The organism is Nostoc sp. (assembly GCF_036919675.1).
Classification (GTDB): domain Bacteria; phylum Cyanobacteriota; class Cyanobacteriia; order Cyanobacteriales; family Nostocaceae; genus Nostoc.
In genome coordinates, this window is the sequence record NZ_JBALCP010000134.1 from 220,687 (window position 1) to 244,562 (window position 23,876).

The following is a 23,876-nucleotide window of genomic DNA, read 5'->3' on the forward strand; positions in this document are numbered from 1 at the left end:
TTAGTCAATCGATTTTAAATTTTGGATTTTGGATTTTGGATTGACCCCGACCACTTTTTGGCTTGGGGCAAGCCTAATTTTAAATTTTGGATAATGGAATTGTTCCGCCCACATACTCCTACGGAGAAGCAAGCTACGCACCCTGTCAGAAGTGCGGGGCGGGGCATGAACCGAAATAATTTTTAATTCTTTAATCTAAAATCTAAAATTCGCACGGTCAATGGTTATTAGTCAAGAGTCATTAGTCAGAAACTCTCCTCCTGCTCCCCTGGTTACTGAGCGCAGCGATGCACTGAGCTTGCTGTTGGCGCAGCCTCTCCAAGAGTTGGGTCGAAGTATGCTCCCCTATTCTCCCACTCCCGACTCGGTATTCTTGCGGTAAAAAGATAAATGCGATCGCTACCCCAAATTTGGGAAAGTAGTTAACAAACCCAACCAGCTTTAACTCTAAATCATGCCAAAGCCTCGTTTTTTTCGCTTCTTTCGCCACCTCAATTGGCACACGCTCAAAAAAACTTTTGCCAGGACAATCGAAAGACGACTTTTAGGACTCGCCTCGGAAATCGCCTTCAATGCTATGCTATCGCTGTTTCCAGCAATTCTGGCTCTGATCACAGCCATTGGCTTATTGGCAGAATCTTTGCAAGCCACCTTTAACAAACTGGCTAATCAACTTAGTCAAATCTTACCTGAACAAGCCTTGGATCTAATTCGTGATTTTGCTACCACAGAAATTACTAACTCCAAAAACAGCAGTTTATTTTCTCTGAGCTTTGTATTAGCAATTTGGACTGCTTCTGGGGCGGTGAGTACCGCTATGACAGCTCTCGACCAAATCCATCAAATTCCTCCAGAAAACATTCGTCCCTTTTGGAAAGCCAAGCTCGTCTCTCTGGGATTAACAGTCGGTACTATGTTGCTTTTAGTATTGGCTTCTTTCTTAGTGTTTACCAGCGACTGGCTATTGGCAATGGTAGTACGCGGAAATGGTTCTTTGATCTTTTTGTTGCATCTTTGGCAGCTGTTACGCTGGCCTTTAGCTTTAAGTATTGTTGCTGTCGCCTTTGGCTTTGTCTATCGCTATGGGCCAAGCCAGTGGAACTCAGGCACGCCAATGATGCCTGGAGCAATTTTAGCAGCTGTTTTTTGGGCAATTTTGTCTGCCCTATTTCGGCTTTATGTGGCGAATTTTGGCAATTATAATAAAGTCTATGGTGCAGTAGGGGCTGTGATAGTTTTAATGCTCTGGCTGTCGATGAGCGCTGCTGTTCTGTTAATCGGCGATCAGTTGAACGTGACTGTCGGCGAAGATATGCGCCCAAAAGCACAGTCAGAATCCCCTGAAAAATAGAAAATATAGCTGAAATCTCTGTGGAAATTTTTGCCAAAGCTCAGTAGAAGAGTAGAATATCTAACGATTCAATCCAAAGCTAGCGATCGCCTTTATGCCTGAATCTCCTCCTCGGTTTTCGATGATTGAACCTGATGCCAAAGCACCCACCTTGAAGCGGTTGCGTCAGTTAAGTCGGCTGCTGGATAATGTTATTACCATTCCTGGTACGAAAATTGGTTTTGGTCTAGATCCAATTTTAGGACTTATACCTATTGGTGGTGATTTTTTGGGAGTCATGTTTTCTAGCTACATCATCCTAGAAGCAGCGCGGCTGGGTGTATCTAGAGCCACTTTAGGCAAAATGGTTTTGAATGTGATCATTGATGGCTTGGTAGGTGCTGTCCCAGTTTTGGGAGACTTTTTTGATTTTGCCTGGACAGCTAACAGCTATAATATCAAGCTCTTGGAAGAGTACTTAAAGTTTCCTAGCCAGCAAAAGAGTGCAGACAGGTGGTTTATCTTTGCCGTTTTGGCTGGATTGTTGCTAATCTCCATTGTTTTAGTGGCATTACCAGTAATACTAATTAGAATATTGTGGAACGCCTTAACTGGCGGTTAAATTATTTATTGATAAAGGAATGAAAGATTGGTGGCAAGCTACTTTTCCTGAAGGGCGGCAAAGTCTAGTTATTACTGATGCTAAAGGGTATCCTGTACAAATTGCTTATGGCGAAAAAGGTAAAGGGAAACCGCTAATTTTATTACATGGCATGGGTAGTTGGAGCTATAATTGGCGGCACAGTATAGCACCATTATCGAAATATTTTCGGGTAATCTGTTTTGATGCCAAAAATTTTGGTTTTTCCGAAAAACCATTGTCTCGTAGAGAACACAACAGTCATCAAGTTATTGAGTTTAAAAGAATTATTCAGGCATTATGTGATCAACCCGCAGTGATTGTAGCTGAATCTCTGGGGGGATTAGTTGCCCTTGCCCTTGCTCAAGAACATCCGCAGTTAATCGCGCAGCTTGTAGTAGTAAACGTACCTATTTTTACCGAACATCTACCCCATTGGGCTATGTGGTTACTTGCCCTAATGCCCCTAGAAATAATGCAAACAATTGACTCCTTACGGCTGGCATATTTGTTTGCACCTCTATTTAGAGAAATTATGGCAATAGAAAGACGTGGGGTATTATTCGATCCATCAATTTTGACACAGGAAGATGTCTATTGGATAACTTACCCGTTTATTGAACTGCCAGGTACGGTTGCGAAAGTTGCTGAAGAGTTACAAATAGCAGCGCGAGAAATTGAGAATTGGCAAGCAAAGAAGCCCAATATGCTCACCCAAATTCAAAATAATTTGAGTTCAATTAAGTGTCCTACACTAGTTTTGTGGGGTGATCAAGATAGTTGGTTTCCTGCTAGTCATGGTGAAAAATTGCATCAGCATATTCCCAATTCCAAATTACAAATTTTGTCTAACTGCTGTCATGATGCCTCAACTGGTGCTTTTGAGGTGTTGAATGCAGCGATTCTTGAGTTTTTACGGGATAGTGATTTATAAAAAGAATTTATGTTCTAATTGAGTTGATGGTTGTTTTTTTGATTGGCATATCTGAGAGCGATGCTAGCGGCAGTCACTGAGCTTGCGTTGCCCTGAGCGGCTGGTGAGCGCAGTCGAACCATGCCGTTGGCGCAGCCTCTCCAAGAGTTGGGTCGAAGTGCGGGCTATGCCTACGCTAAATAAAAAGAAGAGTGGGAGGAAGCATATCAGTCAGCTTTCAAACTCCCACTCTGCCATTTGCCGCTGAAGTGATAGGAATATATATAGACGTTGCCCGTTATTTGGGGGCTAATGCGTACTTCAACAACAACGCCCATACATATTTAATATTCCTGTTGCAGCAAATGTCAAACCTGATTATTGATATTTATCTACTGAGAAAATCCTCTGCAAATAATTGGTAGAAATAGTTTTTTATTTTTGTAAATCACTTAGTAGATAGTGTTTTACAAAAGTAATTTGCTTACGTGGTAGTCCCTGATAACAAAAACCTTGAAGTCGTTTATCTTTATACAATTTAACTTGGTTAATCAGAATCTGGTTGCCATTTTGGCAGGTTTTTAAATTTCCTAATTGTTCATAAGTAACCTTCATGAACTGCATAACCATCTGATCATTGTCCCAATGCTTTTTGGCAAGTATAAAAGTGCATCATGCATTCAATCCAATAATTTCAACACACTATCTCCCCAATCTTCTCCAAACCAGCCTGCTTATTAGCGCGATCGCTGATTTTATTCCTCTTTTTTAGCTGTCACTATACTGTATTTAATATCACTTGCATTTCTCAGTTAAAAGCATGACAATTTAAATACCCGTATAATAAATCAGTCATGACCCCAGAGTCACAAGCGGTAGGGGCGCAAGGCCTTGCGCCCCTACAACAGATGTGGTTCAAATACTTGAATTCTGCTGTAAGCTCACTAGGGATTTCTGATTAACCACTCTTAGGCGATAGTATAACTGTAGATTACTTGAATTCTCTGATTTACCATGCCAAAACAGTCTATAGGTCTTGATAACCAACTCTATAATTACCTTTTATCCGTTTCGCTGCGGGAACCGGAGATTCTTTTGAAGTTGCGCCAAGAAACCGCCAACCATCCCCGAAGTGGAATGCAGATTTCACCAGAACAAGGGCAGTTTATGAGACTTCTGGTGCAGCTTATTGGAGCCAAGAAAACCCTGGAAGTTGGAGTGTTTACAGGTTATAGCTCACTCTCAGTTGCCTTAGCCCTTCCTGATGATGGCAAGATTATCGCTGCTGATGTGAGTGAAGAATTTACTGCGATTGCCCGCCGGTATTGGCAAGAAGCCGGAGTTGCCGATAAAATCGATCTGCGATTGGCACCAGGTTTGGAAACTTTAGATGCATTGTTGGCAACTGGGCAAGCCGAGACATTTGATTTTGCCTTTATTGATGCTGATAAAGAAAATTATGACGGATATTACGAGCGATCGCTGCAATTGGTGCGTCCAGGTGGATTGATTGCTATTGATAATGTTTTATGGTCAGGACAAGTTGCTGATCCGCAAAATCAAGATGAAAGGACCCAAGCTCTCCGGGCGCTCAACCAAAAGTTACATCATGATGAACGGGTTACCCTATCCCTTGTTCCCATTGCTGATGGACTTACTTTAGCAATCAAGCGACCTTAATCCAACATGAGTTTGATGAACCTCTCCCGGACTTGAACTTTAATTCAAGTCTGTACCTATGCGAGTCGCAGAGGGACGGTTTTGCGTAGTAAAACCTCATGGTAAGTGCATACTATGATTAATTTGTACAGCGCGTAAGTCCTAATTAGATCATGTCCGGTAAATTACTTGTGATTGTTGCGTGACCTCTCAAAAGCAACCCCTCCCTTACAAGGGGAGGGGAGCCTGTAGCTTTAGCTATAGGCGGAGTGAGGTTCTTTTATTATGGGCAGTTCAGCGGACATGATATAGATCCTGGAAACGAGGCTTTAAAAGAGTTTTGGCTTAATTTGACACCAATGACAGATGTGCGCCCCTACCGCGTGTTCTACTTCTATTTACTTAGAAGTTATAGCCAACTCCTAATTGTAGTCCGACATCGGTGTCATCCAGAAAAGCAGCATTTACACCACCTGTTAGCGTAAGTTTAGAACCCAGAGGAACATCTACACCACCAGTTAGCAGTAATCCAATATCAGTACCAGCGTTAGCTTCAATTGCTACGCCAGCACCGATATAAGGAGATATAGCAAAGGTTCTCTCACCCACCGAACCTGCTCTGCGCGGAGAAAAATCTAAAGTTATTGGTACTAGAAATAGTGTATCGTCCCCAAAGATCACCGATGGTCGCACTGATAGATAGTTTGTCAGACCAAGTTTGCTGATTACTGTAAAGTTACCATCGCTCAGAGCTGAATCGTTGCCGCTCAAACCAATGTTACCACCTACCCCGATGTAGCTTCTGCCACCACGAGTAGCTCTACCTACCGTAGGTGTCCCATTTGTGCTTCCTGTTGGTGGCTGATTTAACTTACTAATGTTAACATCAGGCGGGATCAGGACTTGGTTAACTGCATGGATAACACCATTGCTAGCTTTCACGTCCGCCTGGATAACTCTGGCATTATTCACCTCGACTTGATTGTTAGCGCGATCAATTTTAATATTTACAGGTCTTCCTTCATCGGTTACCAGTTTCCCAGGCGAGAATTGACTAGCAGTTACTGCACCAGGAAGCACATGATATCTCAAAATCTTAATCAATGCTTCTCTGTTTTCTGGTTGCTGTAACTGTTGTAAGGTAGCAGCAGGTAAAGCAGCAAATGCTTCATCAGTAGGAGCGAAGACTGTATAAGGGCCTGGCTGTTGAAGAATATCAGTTAAACCAGCTGTCTTTAATAAAGAAGTCAGAGTTGTCAAAGAACTACTGGATGCAGCAAGAGAAACAATATCGGTACCTCTTTGAGTTCCACCAACAATATACTGAGTAGCTGGAAGATTGCTAGCAATGGGTTGCACCCTTCCCAGTTTAGCCAAAGCTTGATATAAGAGTGCCGCAGCTTCTGCACGAGTCAGGGACTGTTGCGGATTAAGTTGTTTTACATCTGGATAATTAACAACAATATTAGATTGTGTTGCTGCTGTCACACTATTAACAGCGTAGTTCGGGATACTTGAGGCGTCATTGTAATAGGTGCTGAGGTCACTACTTGTTCCAGTGCTGCTAGGAGTTAAACCTAAACCACTCGCTAAGGCAACGATCCCCTGCACTCTAGGAATTTCTTGACTTGGTCTAAACACGTTCCCAGGATAACCTGCCAGAAATCCAGTTTCATAGGCGCTCTGAATTGCAGAAGCCGCCCAGTAGTTAGCAGGAACATCACTAAATCCACCTGGGTTTAATTGCCGAACTCGGTTTTGGTTACCGAAAGCTTTTTGAATTAAGGCGGCAAATTCAGCACGAGTCACAGCTTGATTCGGCCTAAAGGTGCCATCAGGAAAGCCAGCAATCACGTTATTGTCAGCTAGGGCTTGAATGAAGGGACGCGCCCAATAATCTGAGGAAACATCAGACAAGTTGACTGTTGAAGTAGGTGATGGTGTTGTAAGCGATGGTGTCGCAGGCGATGGTGTGTCAGGCGATGGTGTTGCAGGCGATGGTGTATCGAGCGATGGTGTCGCAGGCGATGGTGTGTCAGGCGATGGTGTCGTAGATGGAACAGTATTTTGAGATAAAGCTGGGGTAGAAATTACGATAGGAGCTAATATAGCAGATGTCATTCCTACAACTAGTAAAGCAACCCTTGCTGATGAACAACGAAACAAACTAGACATGGAAATATCCTCTTTTCAAATTCTTGGATTGACTATTGGAAAATACTGGATGCAAAGTTAAGTGAATACAAATATCGAGATGATTATTTGGTTTGCCTCGATATGGAAACCACAAATACAACCGTTAACTCTGGAAAATTCAAATGTTGGGCATTATAATTAGCTGCTCTGACATCTCATTAAATTTATCCAAATGTTCACCACACATAGTATAGGATTCCTATTTGATTTTTAAAGAACCGCAGATAACACTAATAAGGATAAACAGGCATATTGTGGTAATATGGTATGTTGCAACAATAAACAGAATGAGTGCAAGTAGGCGATTTTATCAGCTCTAAAATCGTAGTAAAGCACTAGGAAAATTGGCTTATAATAGCCGTCTCTTTATGATTGCCCAGGAGGGCTAATGCCGTCAAGCCCAATCTATCATGATCTTTAGCAAGATTAAAGAAATAAAATGTGTTTTGGCAATAAGCTGTATTGTTACACCTTTAATCAAAATTATACAACTAACTAAGGGCTGGATTCCGAGGAAAAACTTTCCCTCTTTAGATAGTTGTCCGTAATGGGCAATTTTCAAATGCTAGACTGGAAATTCGCGATCGCAATCAAAATTTTTGAGCATGATTGCGCCAAGATTTTTGGCTAGGAATTATTTTTTTACAAAAGACAATTTTATGAAAATAAACCCACAGATAAACTAGGATTTTCGGAAGATGTCTAATCTGCATCAATTCTCATAACTATAACTCCTTTGCCATTACCTGAATTTCTACTGGTCTGTAGCCCCAACCTTGAGCAATTTCGTAATTAACATCAGAATTTCGCTGCTCAATTAGGTGATAAATGTAGAGTATCCCCAAAAGAGTGTCAGCAATACTATCCCATAGTGCCTGAAATTCATCTGCATCAACTTGTTGAGTATCTTCAGCACAGCTAAAGTTGTCCTCAAGCTGCGCCAATAGATTCCGAAAAAGTTGTCACGATCGCGTCGGGAGTAGTTCCCCCAGCTTGGAACAGAGGTTGTGAAGACAACAATAGCCCCCCTTGCTCACGATTTGGCTGATAAACAGCCACACACCACATTCAAGCAAGGTTTACCTGTATTCTGGGTAACGATCGCAGAGTAAGTTTCACCTCCGAAAGGAGAGCCATCTTCATAAATAAAATGTTATCTGGGATTAAGCAAATTTTGCCCCACAAGCTGTTCTGCGGTCAGTCCCAGAATGCGATCGCAAGTTGCACTGCAAGCCTGGATAGAGTCTTTGATCCTCGTTCATCCACCTTTAATACTCGTGAACGAGTCTTTGATCCTCGTTCATCCACCTTTGATACTCATTAACAAGTCTTTGATCCTCGTTCATCCACCTTTGATACTCGTGAACGAGTCTTTGATCCTCGTTCATCCACCTTTAATACTCATTAACGAGTCTTTAATCCTCGTTCATCCACCTTTGATACTCATTAACGAGTCTTTAATCCTCGTTCATCCACCTTTGATACTCGTGAACGAGTCTTTGATCCTCGTTCATCTCCAAACAATGGGAGCAATCGCTAATCATTCCCAACTTGCCGACAATCAGCCCAAGGTACGCCCATCAATAATGCTACGGGAGCCATAAAATAAGATAAAATTCGCTGTTTTTTCCCTTTTGCTACCCAAATACCAAGATGCCTTCTAAGCGAATCTTATTTATCAGTAACGGCCACGGAGAAGATAACCATACCTCTCATGTTATTCAAACCCTGCGCCAATTGTGTCCTTCTCTTGATATGGCAGCAATGCCGATTGTTGGGGAAGGAAAAGCTTACCGTAACTTGAACATTCCCATTATTGGCCCGACGCAAACGATGCCCTCTGGAGGATTCTTTTATATGAAGCGCCTCTATTTGCTCAAAGACTTTCAATCGGGATTGATTGGGTTAACGTGGCGACAGTTACAAGCGGTGTTGCATTATGCTCCCAATTGCGATTTCATTATGGCTACTGGGGATTTTATCTCTCAGACATTTGCTTACTTAACAAAGCGCCCCTTCGTCTCCTTTATCTCTTGTCTTTCTGCCCTCTACGAAGGGCAGTTACGACTCAATCCGCTTCTGTGGCATGATCTTAATTCTTCCAGATGTCTGGCAGTTTTCACTAAGGATCCCTATACGGCTTATGACCTCCAACGGCAAGGTTTAACTAAAGCTCAGTTTGCTGGCATTCCGGCTTTAGATTGGCTCGTCCCTGCTGGCAAAGACTTGCACCTGAAACCAGACGGGAGAGCGATCGCTCTCCTACCAGGGTCACGGATGCCTGAAGCCGCGCGAAATTTTTGTTTGCAGTTGCAACTAGTGGTAGGAATCGCGAAGGTGATGCCTGAGTCAGGATTACAGTTTCGTGCAGCCTTGATACCGGATTTGATGGAGCAACTAGACGACATTGCCAAAAGTCAAGGTTGGCAGCTGACTCAAGGTATACTCACTTATTCTCTTCCAGGAAATTCTGCTGACAAATCACCGATTGTGGAAGTGAGATGTTATTCAGATGCCTTCAGTGACATCCTATGTTATTCTACTCTCGTCATTGGTATGGCAGGGTTGGCAGTGGAGCAAGCTGTAGCGATCGGCAAACCAATCATCCAGATTCCTGGAGAGGGTCCTCAATTTACCTATCAATTTGCAGAGGCGCAAACACGGCTGTTGGGCATTTCTGCCCAAACCATCGGCACCAAGCCAGCAACCCCTGAGATTCTCAAGCAAGCAGCTCGACGAGTAGTCGAGACTTTACAAGATTCAGACTACCTGATTAAGTGCAAAGAAAATGGCCCTGAGCGATTTGGCCCGCGCGGTGCATCTGAGAGAATTGCCCGCCTTCTGCTAACCTATCTGGGAGAAACTGAGGAGAAATTACCGTTGCTGCCAAATTTTAATAATGAAGGTAAGGATAACAGAATGTAGGTAAAACAGCGAGTTATTACAGCAGTTTTCATGTATTTGAACCACATCTGTCGTAGGGACACAGCAATGCTCATGCGTGTCAACTTAACATGAAAGCCAGTCTAGATAAGTCCTTCAGAGATTGCCTCGGGCCTCGTTAAGAGTCTCTGACTGGGAATGCCTAATGGGGGGCTGCTGCCTCAAAACTAGCGGCACCGCAATTAGAAGTGCATTTCTAGCCAGAGGCTCTTAACGAGGTTTTAAAGGGGTTTGAGCTTAAGTTGACACCAATGAGCTTTTTCTGTGCCCAAGAGGATGTGGTTTATTTAGCTGAAAATAGCTGTAAAAATCATCCGGCATAGGAGCAAAAAGATGTTATGTGTGGAAAGCTGCTAATTATTGCATTCGGCAATTTTTTATCTATGGTCATAGTGCCATCTTCCAATCAGATGGATAAGTTAATACAGCCAATTCAAGAGGACAAAAGTTTATCTGCCAAGGTTGCACAATAAATTTTGAGATTGTTGGATAAATCATGGAAGGGATACTTTGCGGCGCTGGCAGAATATAAGCATACAGAATTGAACTATGAAAGTCCGCTCTAGCTACTGGCAACTGTTGCCTTATCTGTGGCCCCAATGGCCGCTGTTAATTCGGGGATTGGCTTGTATCTTAGGATTTGTGTTGTTCACCCTAGCAATACCCTATTTAGCAGGTAAGGTCGCTTTTTTTCTTAGTCAGGGAAATGTTAACCAGATTGCCTACTGGCTCGGACTAGCCACTTTAGTATTTTTAGTTCGAGGGTTTTGTCAATACGGGCAGAATGTCTTTATGATCGCTGCTGCTCTGGAAATGGCTTTAAACTTGCGTAAGCGAGTTTACGCTCACCTGCACAAACTCGGATTGGATTATTTTGAAACCACACAGACGGGAGACCTCACTTATCGCCTAACTGAAGATATCGACCGGGTAGGCGAGATTATTGATAAGTTATCCCATCAGTTTCTTTCCAATCTGTTGCAGTTAATTGTGATTCCCATTTACATGCTCTACCTGAATTGGCCGCTCACGCTTGCAGGTTTGATTTTGGCTCCCCTCATGGCTTGGTTGATCGGAGAATTTGGTCAGCGATTACTCGTGCTATCTCGCCAGAGTCAAAATCAGGTTTCCAATTTGTCTGCGCTGCTAACTGAAGTATTTAGTGGGATTCGCGTTGTTCAGGCTTTTGCGGCCCAAGAGTATGAAGTGAAGCGATTCAATCAGGAAGCAGAACGCAATCGTCAGGCTCAGTATCGCACTCAACAACTTAAATCCATTCAGTTTCCTGTTGTCGGTTTTTTGGAAGCAGTTAGTATTATGCTGCTATTTTTATTGGGAGGATGGCAGATTTCTCAGAATCAGCTGACATCTCAAGGGTTTATCAGTTTCTTAGCTGCTGTGGCTTTACTGATTCAGCCAATCGACATGATGATTAGCAATTACAACGAGTACAAACAGACCGAAGCTTCCGTCGAACGCATCTTTGAACTGATGGCGAAGCAGCCTAGCCTCAGCGAAAAATCGAATGCTCTGGAAATGCCACGAGTTATTGGCAAGGTAGAGTATCGTCATGTCAATTTCGCCTACAATCCTGACGAGCCAGTGCTAAAGGATCTTTGTCTGCACGCTTCTCCTGGTGATGTCATGGCCTTGGTTGGTTCTTCAGGAGCAGGCAAATCGACGTTAATTAACCTTTTACTTCGCTTTTATGACCCTCAGGCGGGTCAAATTCTGATTGATAATATTGATATCCGTGACGTTACACTTACCAGCCTGCGCCATCAAATTGGGATTGTTCCCCAAGACATTACCCTTTTTTCGGGAACGATCGCCGAAAACATCGGTTACGGTCAGGAAAAATTAGATTTAGCAGCGATTCAGTCAGCAGCAAAGATTGCCAACGCTCATTCCTTTATCACCCAGTTTTCTCAGGGTTATCATACCTGGGTGGGCGAACGGGGAGTTAACCTATCAGGAGGACAACGCCAAAGATTAGCGATCGCCAGAGCGATCGCCAACGATCCGCGAATTCTCATCCTGGATGAGGCCACCTCTGCTCTGGATTCGGAATCAGAAGCACTAGTTCAAGAGGCGCTGGAGCGAGTCATGCAAAACCGTACCGTGTTTATTATTGCCCATCGCTTGAGTAGCGTTCGTCGGGCTGACTGCATTCTCGTAGTAGAACAAGGACAGGTGGTTGAAGCTGGTACCCACGCCTCCCTACTATCTCAGGAAGGACGGTATGCCCGTTTTTACGCCCAACAGTTCTACTCTACAGATGAATAGGGCATTGTCATGCTAAAAATTGGCTGACAATATTTCCTAAAGATTTAAACACATTCAAACCCCAAGGAGTTTTAAGAATCACTAGACATCTCCAGAAATTAGGTTTTTATCTAAACAGGATAAGGGTTTAAGATTCTTTTTCGGAGATGTCTACTAGCGCCAATGCAAACTCTAATCCCAAACCCCACGCCACTATTCGCCAACACACTGCACGACGATTAACAGAGAAGGCGTAGGATATACCGATAAAATTAAGATTTCCCAACGCAGAAATGACGCGTTCCATATTGACTCCCGGAAATGTATCACTAAGGCATTTAGTCATAAAGCATACATAAAAAAGTTTTTTAATTGCGAATTGCGAATTGTGAATTGGTATAAGCCCTTTGTCATCAGGTAGGCAAACTTCTGCCATAGTGGATTAGAGTTTTGGTGCTGTATTGGTAACTGGCGCTCGTGTCGCCCACCCCACAAGATTAGATAATTTATTTGTCGGAGTTCTGTAAAGAAGGATTTAGCGATCGCATATTCATATCTTGTTACAAAATTGTCTCCCTAAACCTTAAGCACATTTGTATTAATGGGAACAATCAATGTAAACAGGAAAAAATTAACCTTGTAGAGAAAACAGAACTATGGTGGCACTAATTGGTTATCAAATACATGAGCTAATTTATTCTGGCTCAAAAACCCTAGTCCATCGCGGCATTAGAGAATCAGACAAAATGCCAGTAGTGATTAAACTGTTGCGGCGTGAGTATCCTACATTTTATGAAATCGTGCGGTTCTGCAATCAGTACACCATTGCGAAAAACCTAGATATTGATGGAATTATCAAAACCTATAGCCTGGAGAACTATCAAAACAGCTATGCCTTAATCATGGAAGATTTTGGCGGCATTTCTCTCCAAGAAGAGATGGGGAAATGGGGCAGAGGGATGGGAGAAAATGCTGATGGGTTGCAAGCATTTTTTCACATTGCTTCGCAAATTGTCTCCATTCTTGATGGACTGTATCACAATCGAGTGATTCACAAAGACATCAAACCCGCCAATATTTTGATTAACCCCACTACAAAAGACATAAGACTGATCGATTTTAGTATCGCCTCCTTACTTTCCAGAGAAACGCAAACTCTGACTAATCCAAATATCCTAGAAGGGACGTTGGCATACCTTTCTCCTGAACAAACTGGACGAATGAACCGGGGAATTGACTACCGCAGCGACTTTTATTCCTTGGGTGTCACCTTTTTTGAACTCCTCACCGGCCAGTTACCTTTTAGCACAGATGAACCGATGGAGTTGGTGTATTGTCACTTGGCAAAGGTTCCCCCACAGGTGCATAGTCTGAATCCTCAGATTCCTCCAATTTTGTCTGAGATGATCAGTAAACTGATGGCGAAAAATGCCGAAGACCGCTATCAGAGTGCTTTGGCGTTGAAGCATGACTTAGAAATTTGCTGGCGTCAGTGGCGCGAAACTGGCAGTATTGATGTCTTTGAGTTAGGAGTGCGAGATATTTGCGATCGCTTCATCATCTCAGAAAAACTCTATGGTCGGCAAGCAGAAGTAGAAAGCTTACTCGCAGCATTTGACAGAGTAGCACAGGGAAACACTGAAATTATTTTGGTAGCAGGTTTATCTGGTATTGGTAAAACTGCCGTTGTTAATGAAGTCCATAAACCCATTGTCCGACAACGAGGTTATTTTATCAAAGGGAAATATGACCAATTCCAACGCAACATTCCCTTAAGAGCTTTTGTCCAAGCATTTCGAGATTTAATGGGGCAATTGCTGAGTGAAACGGATGCCCAATTTGAACAATGGAAAGCTAAAATTGTGACAGCTTTGGGTGAGAATGCTCAGGTAATTATCGAAGTTATTCCAGAACTAGAAAAAATTATTGGACAACAACCGCCAGTACCTGAACTTTCAGGAAGTGCTGGACAAAATCGGTTCAATTTACTGTTTCAGAAATTTATTCAAGTTTTCACAACCAAAGAACATCCATTAGTGATATTTTTGGATGATTTGCAATGGGCGGATTCAGCATCTTTGAAGTTGATGCAATTGCTGATGAGTGAAACAGGAATTCACTATATGTTAGTGATTGGTGCTTATCGGGATAATGAAGTCACTGCTGCCCATCCTTTGATGTTAAATTTGGTAGAGATTAGGAAAGCGCGGACTACTATTAACACGATTAGATTAGCTCCTTTGAGCCAACCAAGTTTAAATCAATTGGTGGCTGATACTTTCAGTTCTTCTCTAGAATTTGCCCAATTATTAACTCACATCATTTATCAGAAGAGTAAAGGCAATCATTTTTTTAGTACACAATTTCTGAAAGCTCTCCATGAAGATAATTTAATTTTTTTTAATGTTGAAGTAGGTTGCTGGCAATGTGATATTGCAGCAGTCAAAGCCTTAACTATTACTAATGATGTAGTTAAATTTATGGCATTACAGTTGCAGAAGCTGCCAGAAGCAACGCAGAATGTTTTGAAATTTGCAGCTTGTATTGGCAACCAATTTGATTTGGTAACTTTAGCAATTGTTTCTGAACAGTCAGAAATTGAAACCGCGTCGAATTTATGGAAAGCATTGCAAGAGGGATTCATCTTGCCTGAAAGTGAAATCTATAAGTTTTATATAGGACGAGAAACACAACAGCCAGAACAAGGTTCACAGATAGTTACATATAAATTTTTGCATGACCGTGTTCAACAAGCTGCATATTCTCTAATTCTTGAAGACCAAAAGCAAGCAACTCACTTGAAAATTGGGCAACTTCTGTTAAGTAAAACATCATTAGAAGTACTAGAAGAAAAAATCTTTGAGATTGTCAATAACCTCAACACTGGTATTTCTTTGATTATTCAACCTGATGCACGCCATCAATTAGCACAGTTGAACTTAGTAGCAGCCCAGAAAGCCAAGTCTGCAACGGCTTATGACGCGGAGATAGCTTATCTTCAGACTGGCATAACACTTTTATCCGCAGACGGTTGGCAACAAGCCTACGATCTCACCCTCAACCTATACACCTTAGCCACAGAAGCTGGTTTTCTGAGTGGACACTATGAACAAATGGAAATGTGGGCTAAGATCGTCTTGCAAAATGCTAGAACCTTTCTAGACCAGATTAAAATTTATGAAGTCCAGATTTTTGCTTGCATTGCCCAAAAAAATCTCTTAGGTGGTGTCCAGATTGGTGTGCAAGCGTTGAAATTATTGGGGGTATCTTTTCCAGAATCTCCCACAGAAACGGACACTCAGCAGGCACTTGTAGAAACAAAAGCTCTGCTTCCAGCAGCGGGAATTGGGTATTTAGTTAACTTGCCAAAGATGACCGATTTGAAAGCCCTAGCAATAATGCAAATTGCCTACGCTTTTGCACCAGCTGCTTACATCTCAGGTTCGTCATTATTTCTATTAAGTGCATTATCAGAAATTCGGATATCAATTCAATATGGTAATGCTTCCACATCAGCTACTGCTTATGCTCATTACGGCATTGTCCTTTGTGGTGTTGTTGATGATATCGAATCGGGCTATCAATTTGGCAAGTTGGCATTGCATTTAGCAGAACAACTTGGACACAAGGCACTACTTGCCAAAATCTTAGTGATTACAGGAGCTTTGATCTTTCCCTGGAAAGTTCATCCCAGGGAAACACTATCGTTATTAGAGTCTGGCTATGATTATGGTTTAGAATCTGGTGGTCTGGACGCTGCGGCACTTAATCACTACTACGATGCCCAGTCTTCTTACACTATCGGGCAAGAATTAAGTGAATTGGAACACAAAATTGCCATTTATAGTCAGCAGATCCGCCAAATCAAACAAGTAGGCTTTCTGACGTTGAATGAAGTATTACGCCAAGTGGTTTTGAACTGGATGGGACATTCTGCCGATCCTTGTTATTTAGTGGGTGACGCTGTGGATGAGAGCGAATTGCTGCCACAGTTCCAAGACAGTCATAATTTCATGGGCTTATTCAGCTTAAATTTGCACAAGCTGATTTTGAACTATGGATTTGGTAACTATGCCCAAGCGTTGGAATATGCCTATCTTACTGAAAATTATCTAGCAGGTGTGACGGCTCAATTAATTGTTCCACTTTTATATTTCTATGGTTCTCTAGTTAGACTTGCTATCTATCCCTTACTTCCAGAAACTAGCCAAACAGAATGTTTGGCAACGGTTAAACTGCATCAGGAAAAAATGAATCACTGGGCAGAGTATGCCCCGATGAACTTCCAGCATAAGGCTGACTTAGTAACTGCGGAATTTTATCGTGTGACTAATGAGCTTACCCTGGCAATGGAGTTGTACGATCGCGCTATTCATGGAGCCAAAAAAAACGAATATATCCAAGAAGAAGCTCTTGCTCACGAACTCGCTGCCAAATTTTATTTGACATGGGGTAAAGAGCAAATTGCCCAAACCTATTTGACAAATGCTTATTACTGCTATGTTCGTTGGGGCGCTAAAGCCAAAGTTTATGACTTAGAAAAACGTTATCCTCAATTACTCGCCCCGATTCTCCAATGGGAAAAAATTCGCTTCAATCCCACGGAAACAGCATCGACTTTCCATAATATGTCCATATCTACTTTTAGCCCTAGTACAACAATTTCATCAAGCGGTGCCAGCATTTCAGAAGCTTTAGATTTAGCAAGTGTTCTCAAAGCCTCTCAAGCACTATCTAGCGAAATTCATTTAGAGAAGTTGCTCTCTACATTAATGCAAGTGGTGATAGAGAATACCGGAGCGAAAAAATCTGCTCTAATTTTACTCAAGGATAATATTTGGGTAATCGAGGCGATGTCTACGACGGGCTACGCCTACGCAACATTCCAAAAAGTGCCAACTATTTTGCAATCTATTCCCATTGAGTTCAGCCAAGATATCCCCTTGATTCCAATTAACTATGTTAAACACACTTTAGAAACATTGGTAATCGATAATGCAACTGAAGATAATTCTTTAGCTTCTGACTCATACATTATCCGAGAACAACCCAAGAGTTTGCTGTGTGCCCCAATTCTCCATCAAGGAAAGTTAATCGGCATCCTTTACTTAGAAAATAATCTAATTGCCGGAGTATTTACACGCGATAGACTCCAAGTAATCAACCTATTGTGTTCCCAGGCGGCTATCTCCTTAGAAAATGCTTATCTCTATCAGCGATCGCAAGAAAATACCCAACAGTTAGAACACTCTCTTACAAATTTACAGCAGATGCAACTACAACTAGTGCAAAGTGAGAAAATGTCAGCATTGGGAAATTTAGTTGCAGGTGTAGCCCACGAAATTAATAACCCTGTAGGCTTCATTGCAGGTAATATCCAACCTGCTGTTAATTATATTGAAGATTTGTTTCGCCTGCTCGATCTCTATCAGCAAAAATTTCCGAATCCGGGTGGAGAAATTGAAAAAGAAATCGCAGTGATTGACTTAGAATATCTCCGAGAAGATTTGCCAAAACTGATTTCTTCGATGAAATTAGGTGTTGACCGCATTTGGAGTATTAGCAACAGTTTGCGAACCTTTTCGAGGGCAGATACAGAACACAAAGTTACTTTTAATATTCACGAAGGTATCGACAGCGCAATTTTGATTCTTAAGCATCGTTTAAAAGCATCAGAACTACATCCAGATATTCAAGTAGTGAAACAATACGGAGATATATCTTTAGTCAAATGTTTTCCTGGGCAACTCAATCAGGTATTTATGAATTTATTGGCAAATGCAATTGATGCTTTAGAAGAGTCTAATCTTGGACGTAATTTTCACGAGATTAATAATAAAATTGAGATTAAGACTTCTTTGAATCAAGATAAACATCATGTCTTAATTGACATTCAAGATAATGGTATGGGAATGTCTGATAAAGTAAAAGAAAAGATTTTTGACCATTTATTTACAACTAAATCTGTAGGTAAAGGTACAGGATTAGGATTAGCGATCGCACGTCAAATTATTGTAGAAAAACATGGCGGCACTCTAGAGGTTAATTCTGTAAAGGGAGAGGGTACAGAATTTGTGATTCAAATTCCGATTTAAAATTACTACAAAGTCTAAATAATGGTCAGACCAAAAGGAGGGAAGTACTACTGACTAGACATCTCCGGAAAAGATTTAGTTATCTTAAATTTACATACAGATATCATGTAAATTAAGCCTCTCCCCGAAGCGGAGAGAGGTTTGGAGAGGGGTCTTAATTGATTTTCGGAGATGTTTACTTCATAGCTGGTCGTAGTCCATTGCAGTGCCTTGCCCTCTGCAATTTCTTGTTTAGCTCGTTTGGCAGCAGCAATAAGTTTTGGTTTTACAACCCCATAACCGTGCGATAATGTGCTTCAATTTGCGCTACAGTTTGAGACTTGCGCTTCGTCTCCCATTGACTGCGGTTAAATAATTCTTGCCGCAAATCATCAACGTTAATAGTGGTAACTTTACCGTCGGCAACAATTTGCTTGCCATTCACCCAAGCACTATCAACAACATTACTAAGACGCCCTAAAACTAACAAACCAATGGGATCTGTACGGGGAAGTAATGATAAATTGGTGAGGTCATAAAGGACTAAATCTGCTTGTTTTCCCACAGTGAGAGAACCGAGTTTATCTGCAAGATTCAATTCTTTTGCGCCTCCCAAAGATGCCATTTCTACTGCATGTCGGGGCGTAATCCAGTGTTGATAATCTGAGTCTGTGACATTATGTAAGATAGAACCAATTTTGATTGCTTCAAGCAAATCTTGAGAGTCATTACTCGAAGCACCATCGCAACCAAAAGTTACATTTACTCCAGCTTGGCGATATTTTAAAATGGGGGCGATGCCACTGCCTAAACGCAGATTACTTAAGGGATTATGAACAACTGTAGATTGAGTTTCGGCCAAAATAGCAATATCAGCATCATTTAACCAGACGCAATGGGCAAGTGTTGTCCGATCGCTCAAATATCCGATTCTTTTCAAATGTTCCACAGCAGTACAACCGTACTTTTGTTGAGCGATTTTTTGCTGTGCCCTGGTTTCGAGTAAATGGGAGTGACGACAAAGATTATAGCGATCGCTTAACTCGATAGATCCCGCAAATAAAGCATCAGTACACAATTGTGTCCCTGTTGGTGCGACTAAAATATCTACACCCTCATCTGGGCGATGAAATTGTCTCACCGCCTCTTCAATGATTTCTAATGTTGCCACAGTTGAGCGAAAATAAGGTTCATGAGTTTTTGCTGATTCCCCGGATGGTATACCTGCGCTGAGGGATTCATCGTGAATTAAGGGGGCGATAAAAGCACGAATTCCAACTTCTCTGTAAGCACGAGTTGCAATGGCGATCGTTTCTAACTCAAGTCCGGGAATTAACACCAGATGATCTACCACACTTGTCCCGCCGGAAAGTAAGGTTTCCACCGCAGTACCTAAGGCGCTGAGATAAACTTGTTCGGGATCGAGGGGGGTAAAATCATACAGTTCTGCTAACCATAATTCTAAAGGGAAGACTGACATGATTCCTCGCTGCCACATCTCTGATGAGTGGGTGTGGGCGTTGAAAAAGCCAGGTAGCAGTAGCTTATTTTTGCCATCAATGGCAGTGCCGATTACTTGTAGATTCGGTGCGATCGCTGCGATTACACCATCTACAACCTGTACATCTACCGTTGCATAATCATCACGGACGGCAATCAATACATTCTGGATGCTGAAACTTACCATATTTAACCTTGATTAAGTAATTGTATTTTCAACTAAATTTCAAGTTACAAAATAGAAAATGGTGTTGGGTATTGCAATTTTATGAATTTGCCTTTTCGGACATTGGGAGTTGCGCCAAATGCGTGGACAGTGAATGATGCGATCGCAGATATCACTCGTCCTCAAAAGACCCCACAACCGGTTATTTTATCAACAGAAACTAAAACCCTGCATTTAGACTTGGCAAAAACTGCTATCCTCGTCATTGATATGCAAAACGACTTCTGTCACCCTGATGGTTGGTTAGCGCATATCGGCGTAGACGTAACTCCGGCGCGTCAGCCTATTGAACCTTTGAACAACTTACTTCCAGAACTGCGTGAGGCTGGTGTCCCAGTCATTTGGGTAAATTGGGGGAATCGTCCCGACTTGCTCAATATTAGTGCTAGTTCGCGCCACGTCTATAATCCCACAGGGGAGGGTGTGGGATTGGGCGATCCACTGCCAAGCAATGGTGCTAGAGTACTCATGGCAGGTAGTTGGGCAGCGGCAATAGTAGACGAACTAGAACAGATTCCGGAAGATATTCGTGTGGATAAATACCGCATGAGTGGCTTTTGGGATACGCCCTTAGATAGTATCTTGCGGAATCTGGGAAGGACAACACTATTTTTTGCTGGTGTTAATGCTGATCAATGTGTGCTAATGACCTTATGTGATGCCAACTTCTTAGGATATGACTGTGTGTTGGTTAAAGACTGTACCGCTACTACTTCTCCTGAATATTGTTGGCTGGCGACATTGTACAATGTCAAACAATGCTTCGGTTTTGTCACTGACTCGCAAGCAATTTTAACAGCGCTGTAAAAGAGTGAGGAGTAATTTGATTTGAGATTTGAGATTGATTACATGCATGAATGCTCTTTATTTGCTCAATAATTTGAGATTTTAGATTTGTTCTTGCGTTTAAATTCGCTTGATATCAAACTTTTTTAAATTTTGGATTTTAAATTATTTAATCCCAAAATCCAAAATTTAAAATCTAAAATCTAAAATCTAAAATTGGGTGATTTAGACATACAACTAACAACTCAATATTCAGGACTTGGATTTTAGGAATTTTCATACCCAACAATCACTTCCGAGGGGATAAATAAATGTACGCTACTCGTTGTGTAATTCCGGTTATTAAATCTCTCAAAGATTACCAAGTATATCGCATTAGTCCCGACGACTCTAATCGATTAGCAATTATCTTCGATTCGACGAATGCTAATACTTCCCTGACTTGCTGCATTGAAATTTTTGATGTTGGTGGACAAACACCGCCACATCGCCATCAGTGGGCGGTGGAAATGTTTTTCATTCTTAAAGGGGAAGCGATCGCCATGTGTGACGGCAAGACTACCACAATCAAAACTGGAGATAGTTTATTGATGCCTCCCACTGGGACTCATTTGATTAAAAATACTGGTTCTACTCGCTTGTACACGTTGACTGTTATGGTTCCCAATGAAAACTTTTCGGAATTGATTCGCAGTGGTATTCCGACGGAGTTAGATGAAGAAGATATGACAGTACTAGGGAGATTAGATGCTTTGATGCCCTGTTAAAATAATTCGGATTTCGTAAGTCATTACACCCCCAATACTGCTCGGTTAAGAAATTTATCTGTCGAGGCAAGCAGTTCTTGAATAGTTCTTAAGCAGGGGAGGAAAAAACGCTTATTTCTCCTATTGCCCGTTCCCATGTTCCACATGGGAATGCATCATGTGGGCTGCTGCCTCCATGTCTAATTGGAGGCAACAGCCCTTAATCAGCCATTCTCATGCTCTGCATGAGAACAAAAGAATATTACGAATTATTAATAATTTGTTTAACAACAGTAATAAAGCGTTCCATGTCAGCGGAGGTAATAGCTCCCATTGTCGAGACTCGGAAGATAGATTGGGCTAAATTTCCCTGTCCAGAATAAATTATATAGTCTTGTGCTTTCAGTTGGTCGTGAAATTTCTCATAGCTGAAACCGTCTGGCAAGTAGTAGGCATTCAAGACAACGGATGAACTGCCAAGAGGAAGTAGGGGTTTAATTCCGATTGAGGCTAACCCGTCTCTAACGAAGCTAGCAAGTTGGTTGTAATGGCTGTGTCTGGCACTCCAACCCCCTGCTTCTGCCATTTCTTGCAAAGCTTCTGTTAAAGCATAAAATGTCTGTACTGATTGTGTAAAAGGTGTGCCGCCTCGATCCTGCTGCTGGCAATAGGTTCCTAAATCTAAATATAAGGTGCGGGGGATTGTGGCTACTGACGGCAGTGCATCCCGTCGTAGGATGACAAAAGAGGTTCCAGGGACGCCATGCAGACATTTATTGGCTGTTGCAGCGCAAGCGGTAATTCCCCAATCTGCAAAATTCAGTTCCTCGCCACCAAAACTGCTGACACCATCCACTAGTAATTGAATCCGGCGTTCTTGACAAATTAGCGCAAGTTCCACCAACTTATTTAGGCGACCGGTAGTAGTTTCGTGATGGACGACAGCAAGATGGGTGATATCGGCGTTTTCATCTAAAAGTTTGACTAAACCGTTGATATCTATTTCGGCATCCCAAGCATGGGAAAGTGTTATGTAATCAATGCTGTGGATTTTGGCGATTTTGGATAGTCGTTCGCCATACACACCGTTTTCAATGACTAGTAATTTCCCATCATTGGGGACTAGACTGCTGATCATAGCTTCCATCGCTGCGGTACCAGAACCCGTGAGGAGAACTGCTGCCCAGCGATCGCTTTCAAGACCATAAACTTGAAGTAATTGTTCGCGGATTTTGCTTTGAAGTTGGGAAAATTCTACTTCACGATGACACAAATCGGGACGCAACAGGGCATTTCTGACGCGATCGCTCAAATTCACTGGGCCGGGATTTAATAAAATCATTACAAAGATACGCGATTAATCGCGTCTGTTAGGAGAGACGCGATTAATCGCGTCTGTACAATTAGAATTCTATTGCCAGTCGGAACCAATATGTTTCATAAAGCGTTGCAAAACTGCTTCTGGGGTGATATCGGGTCTGGGTAGCTTTTCTAAAGTTCCTGGACGGATTTTCAGATGCGCGAATTTCGGTCTAGTGTTGGCATCTGCGGTAAATAAGGCATCTAAAAGCGCGGGATCGTCTCCAGCTAATGTAACGCCGTAACCGCACGCTTCGGCAATTTTGGCAAAGGAGATACCCGCAGAGACGGTGGCTTGTGCGCCTGTGGAATCGTGGACTTCATTATCTAAGAGAATATGGATTAAATTAGCACCGCCATAAGTGCCGATGGTAGCAAAATTACTCATTCGCATTAGTGCTGCCCCATCGCCATCAATTACCACTACCTTCAGGTCTGGACGTGCTAAGGATAGTCCCAATCCCATTGAGGAAGCGCAGCCCATCGACCCGACCATATAAAGATGATTGGCGCTGTCTTTGCTGGCGAAGAGTTCCCGTCCCGTGTATCCGGTGGTGGCAATTACTACAGTCTTTTCTGCATCAATGAGTTCCACAATCCGAGCCAATGCTTCGCTGCGAGAAACGCGTTGTTCTTTGTGATCCCGAAAAAAGCTTTGCTGAATATCAGCGCTACTACTATTTTCTCGTTCGGGGATAGAAGAACGGGTGAGTGCATGGGGTGCAATCGCTCCTTTACGCATAATTAGAGCATAAGGACAGCGCTCTTGTCTCATGTAAACTGTGGCTCTTTGCAGAACGGGTTCTATTTCTGCTGCGTTTGTGGGAAAAAATTCCCAAGGTATAGTCATTGTTTGCAGCAATTTATCTGTGATTTGCCCCATTAATTGATGTTGCGGTTCATCTTGCAAGAGGCGATCGCCTCTTAAAGTACAAATCAGCAGCAGTGGTATCCGAAAGATATAAGTGAGCGAGGTTAGCGGGTTAACAGCATTTCCCAAACCAGAGTTTTGCATCATTACTACAGCTGGTTTTCCAGCAATTGCTGCTCCAGCTGCGATCGCTACAGCATCTCCCTCATTGGCTGCGGAGATATATCTAAGTTGAACGTCATTAATGACGTAGTTAATAAAAGGCGTGAGAAAAGAACAGGGTACGCCAGTGTACCACCCAAAGCCAAGATTACGCGCAGCTTCTACAAATTCCTCTGCCTGGATCATAATTAAAAATTTACAGCAAT

15 protein-coding genes and 1 pseudogene are annotated in these 23,876 nt (G+C 42.2%); 10 read left to right on the forward strand and 6 right to left on the reverse strand.

Annotated elements, in window-relative coordinates:
• Nucleotides 1-454 precede the first annotated feature (454 nt).
• The 4 genes from V7K49_RS30890 (at nt 455) to V7K49_RS30905 (ending at nt 4,563) form a co-directional block, all read left to right on the forward strand.
• A complete protein-coding gene (locus tag V7K49_RS30890; protein WP_335209045.1) occupies nt 455-1,351 on the forward strand; it encodes a YihY/virulence factor BrkB family protein in 897 nt (298 codons plus the stop codon).
• Between the two features lie 94 nt (nt 1,352-1,445).
• Complete coding sequence (locus tag V7K49_RS30895; RefSeq protein ID WP_334866147.1) at nt 1,446-1,952, forward strand: DUF4112 domain-containing protein; 507 nt, start codon at nt 1,446-1,448, stop codon at nt 1,950-1,952.
• A 19-nt stretch (nt 1,953-1,971) separates the two neighbouring features.
• Nucleotides 1,972-2,904: an alpha/beta fold hydrolase gene (locus V7K49_RS30900; protein ID WP_334866145.1), complete on the forward strand. Its 933-nt coding sequence runs from the start codon at nt 1,972-1,974 to the stop codon at nt 2,902-2,904.
• A gap of 993 nt (nt 2,905-3,897) precedes the next feature.
• Entirely contained in the window at nt 3,898-4,563 is a 666-nt protein-coding gene (locus V7K49_RS30905) for a class I SAM-dependent methyltransferase (protein ID WP_335209046.1), read from the forward strand.
• Between the two features lie 381 nt (nt 4,564-4,944).
• Here V7K49_RS30905 and V7K49_RS30910 read toward each other — a convergent pair whose 3' ends face one another.
• Both V7K49_RS30910 and V7K49_RS30915 read right to left on the reverse strand, forming a co-directional pair.
• Nucleotides 4,945-6,717, reverse strand: coding sequence for a fasciclin domain-containing protein (locus V7K49_RS30910; RefSeq protein ID WP_335209047.1), 1,773 nt, complete (start codon nt 6,715-6,717; stop codon nt 4,945-4,947).
• Between the two features lie 746 nt (nt 6,718-7,463).
• The gene (locus V7K49_RS30915; protein WP_335209049.1) at nt 7,464-7,682 is read right to left on the reverse strand and encodes a hypothetical protein; all 219 of its coding nucleotides are present in this window, start codon (nt 7,680-7,682) and stop codon (nt 7,464-7,466) included.
• A 206-nt stretch (nt 7,683-7,888) separates the two neighbouring features.
• Between V7K49_RS30915 and V7K49_RS30920 the strand changes: the two genes are divergently transcribed.
• The 3 genes from V7K49_RS30920 (at nt 7,889) to V7K49_RS30930 (ending at nt 11,967) form a co-directional block, all read left to right on the forward strand.
• Nucleotides 7,889-8,062, forward strand: coding sequence for a hypothetical protein (locus V7K49_RS30920; protein ID WP_335209050.1), 174 nt, complete (start codon nt 7,889-7,891; stop codon nt 8,060-8,062).
• Nucleotides 8,063-8,391: 329 nt separating this feature from the next.
• Entirely contained in the window at nt 8,392-9,663 is a 1,272-nt protein-coding gene (locus V7K49_RS30925; protein WP_335209052.1) for a lipid-A-disaccharide synthase-related protein, read from the forward strand.
• Between the two features lie 567 nt (nt 9,664-10,230).
• The gene (locus V7K49_RS30930; protein WP_335209053.1) at nt 10,231-11,967 is read left to right on the forward strand and encodes an ABC transporter ATP-binding protein; all 1,737 of its coding nucleotides are present in this window, start codon (nt 10,231-10,233) and stop codon (nt 11,965-11,967) included.
• Between the two features lie 10 nt (nt 11,968-11,977).
• Here the strand turns inward: V7K49_RS30930 and V7K49_RS30935 are convergent.
• Nucleotides 11,978-12,253, reverse strand: a pseudogene (locus V7K49_RS30935) (Na+ dependent nucleoside transporter N-terminal domain-containing protein); the annotation flags it as partial.
• A 349-nt stretch (nt 12,254-12,602) separates the two neighbouring features.
• Here V7K49_RS30935 and V7K49_RS30940 point away from each other — a divergent pair.
• The gene (locus V7K49_RS30940; RefSeq protein WP_335209054.1) at nt 12,603-18,041 is read left to right on the forward strand and encodes a trifunctional serine/threonine-protein kinase/ATP-binding protein/sensor histidine kinase; all 5,439 of its coding nucleotides are present in this window, start codon (nt 12,603-12,605) and stop codon (nt 18,039-18,041) included.
• A 265-nt stretch (nt 18,042-18,306) separates the two neighbouring features.
• Here the strand turns inward: V7K49_RS30940 and V7K49_RS30945 are convergent, their stop codons facing one another.
• Entirely contained in the window at nt 18,307-19,707 is a 1,401-nt protein-coding gene (locus V7K49_RS30945) for an amidohydrolase (protein ID WP_335209055.1), read from the reverse strand.
• An 81-nt stretch (nt 19,708-19,788) separates the two neighbouring features.
• On the opposite strand from V7K49_RS30945, the gene V7K49_RS30950 reads away from it, so the two are divergent.
• Together V7K49_RS30950 and V7K49_RS30955 are read left to right on the forward strand one after the other, a co-directional pair.
• Entirely contained in the window at nt 19,789-20,553 is a 765-nt protein-coding gene (locus V7K49_RS30950; protein ID WP_335209057.1) for a cysteine hydrolase family protein, read from the forward strand.
• A 290-nt stretch (nt 20,554-20,843) separates the two neighbouring features.
• Nucleotides 20,844-21,299, forward strand: a complete 456-nt coding sequence (locus V7K49_RS30955; RefSeq protein ID WP_335209058.1) for a cupin domain-containing protein — start codon at nt 20,844-20,846, stop codon at nt 21,297-21,299.
• Between the two features lie 241 nt (nt 21,300-21,540).
• On the opposite strand, the gene V7K49_RS30960 is transcribed toward V7K49_RS30955, so the two are convergent.
• Together V7K49_RS30960 and aepY are read right to left on the reverse strand one after the other, a co-directional pair.
• Nucleotides 21,541-22,620 carry a 2-aminoethylphosphonate aminotransferase gene (locus V7K49_RS30960; protein ID WP_335209059.1) on the reverse strand — a complete coding sequence of 360 codons (1,080 nt, stop codon included), beginning with the start codon at nt 22,618-22,620 and terminating at the stop codon, nt 21,541-21,543.
• A 69-nt stretch (nt 22,621-22,689) separates the two neighbouring features.
• On the reverse strand, nt 22,690-23,856 hold the full coding sequence (gene aepY / locus V7K49_RS30965; RefSeq protein ID WP_335209060.1) for a phosphonopyruvate decarboxylase: 1,167 nt from the start codon (nt 23,854-23,856) through the stop codon (nt 22,690-22,692).
• Nucleotides 23,857-23,876: the final 20 nt, after the last annotated feature.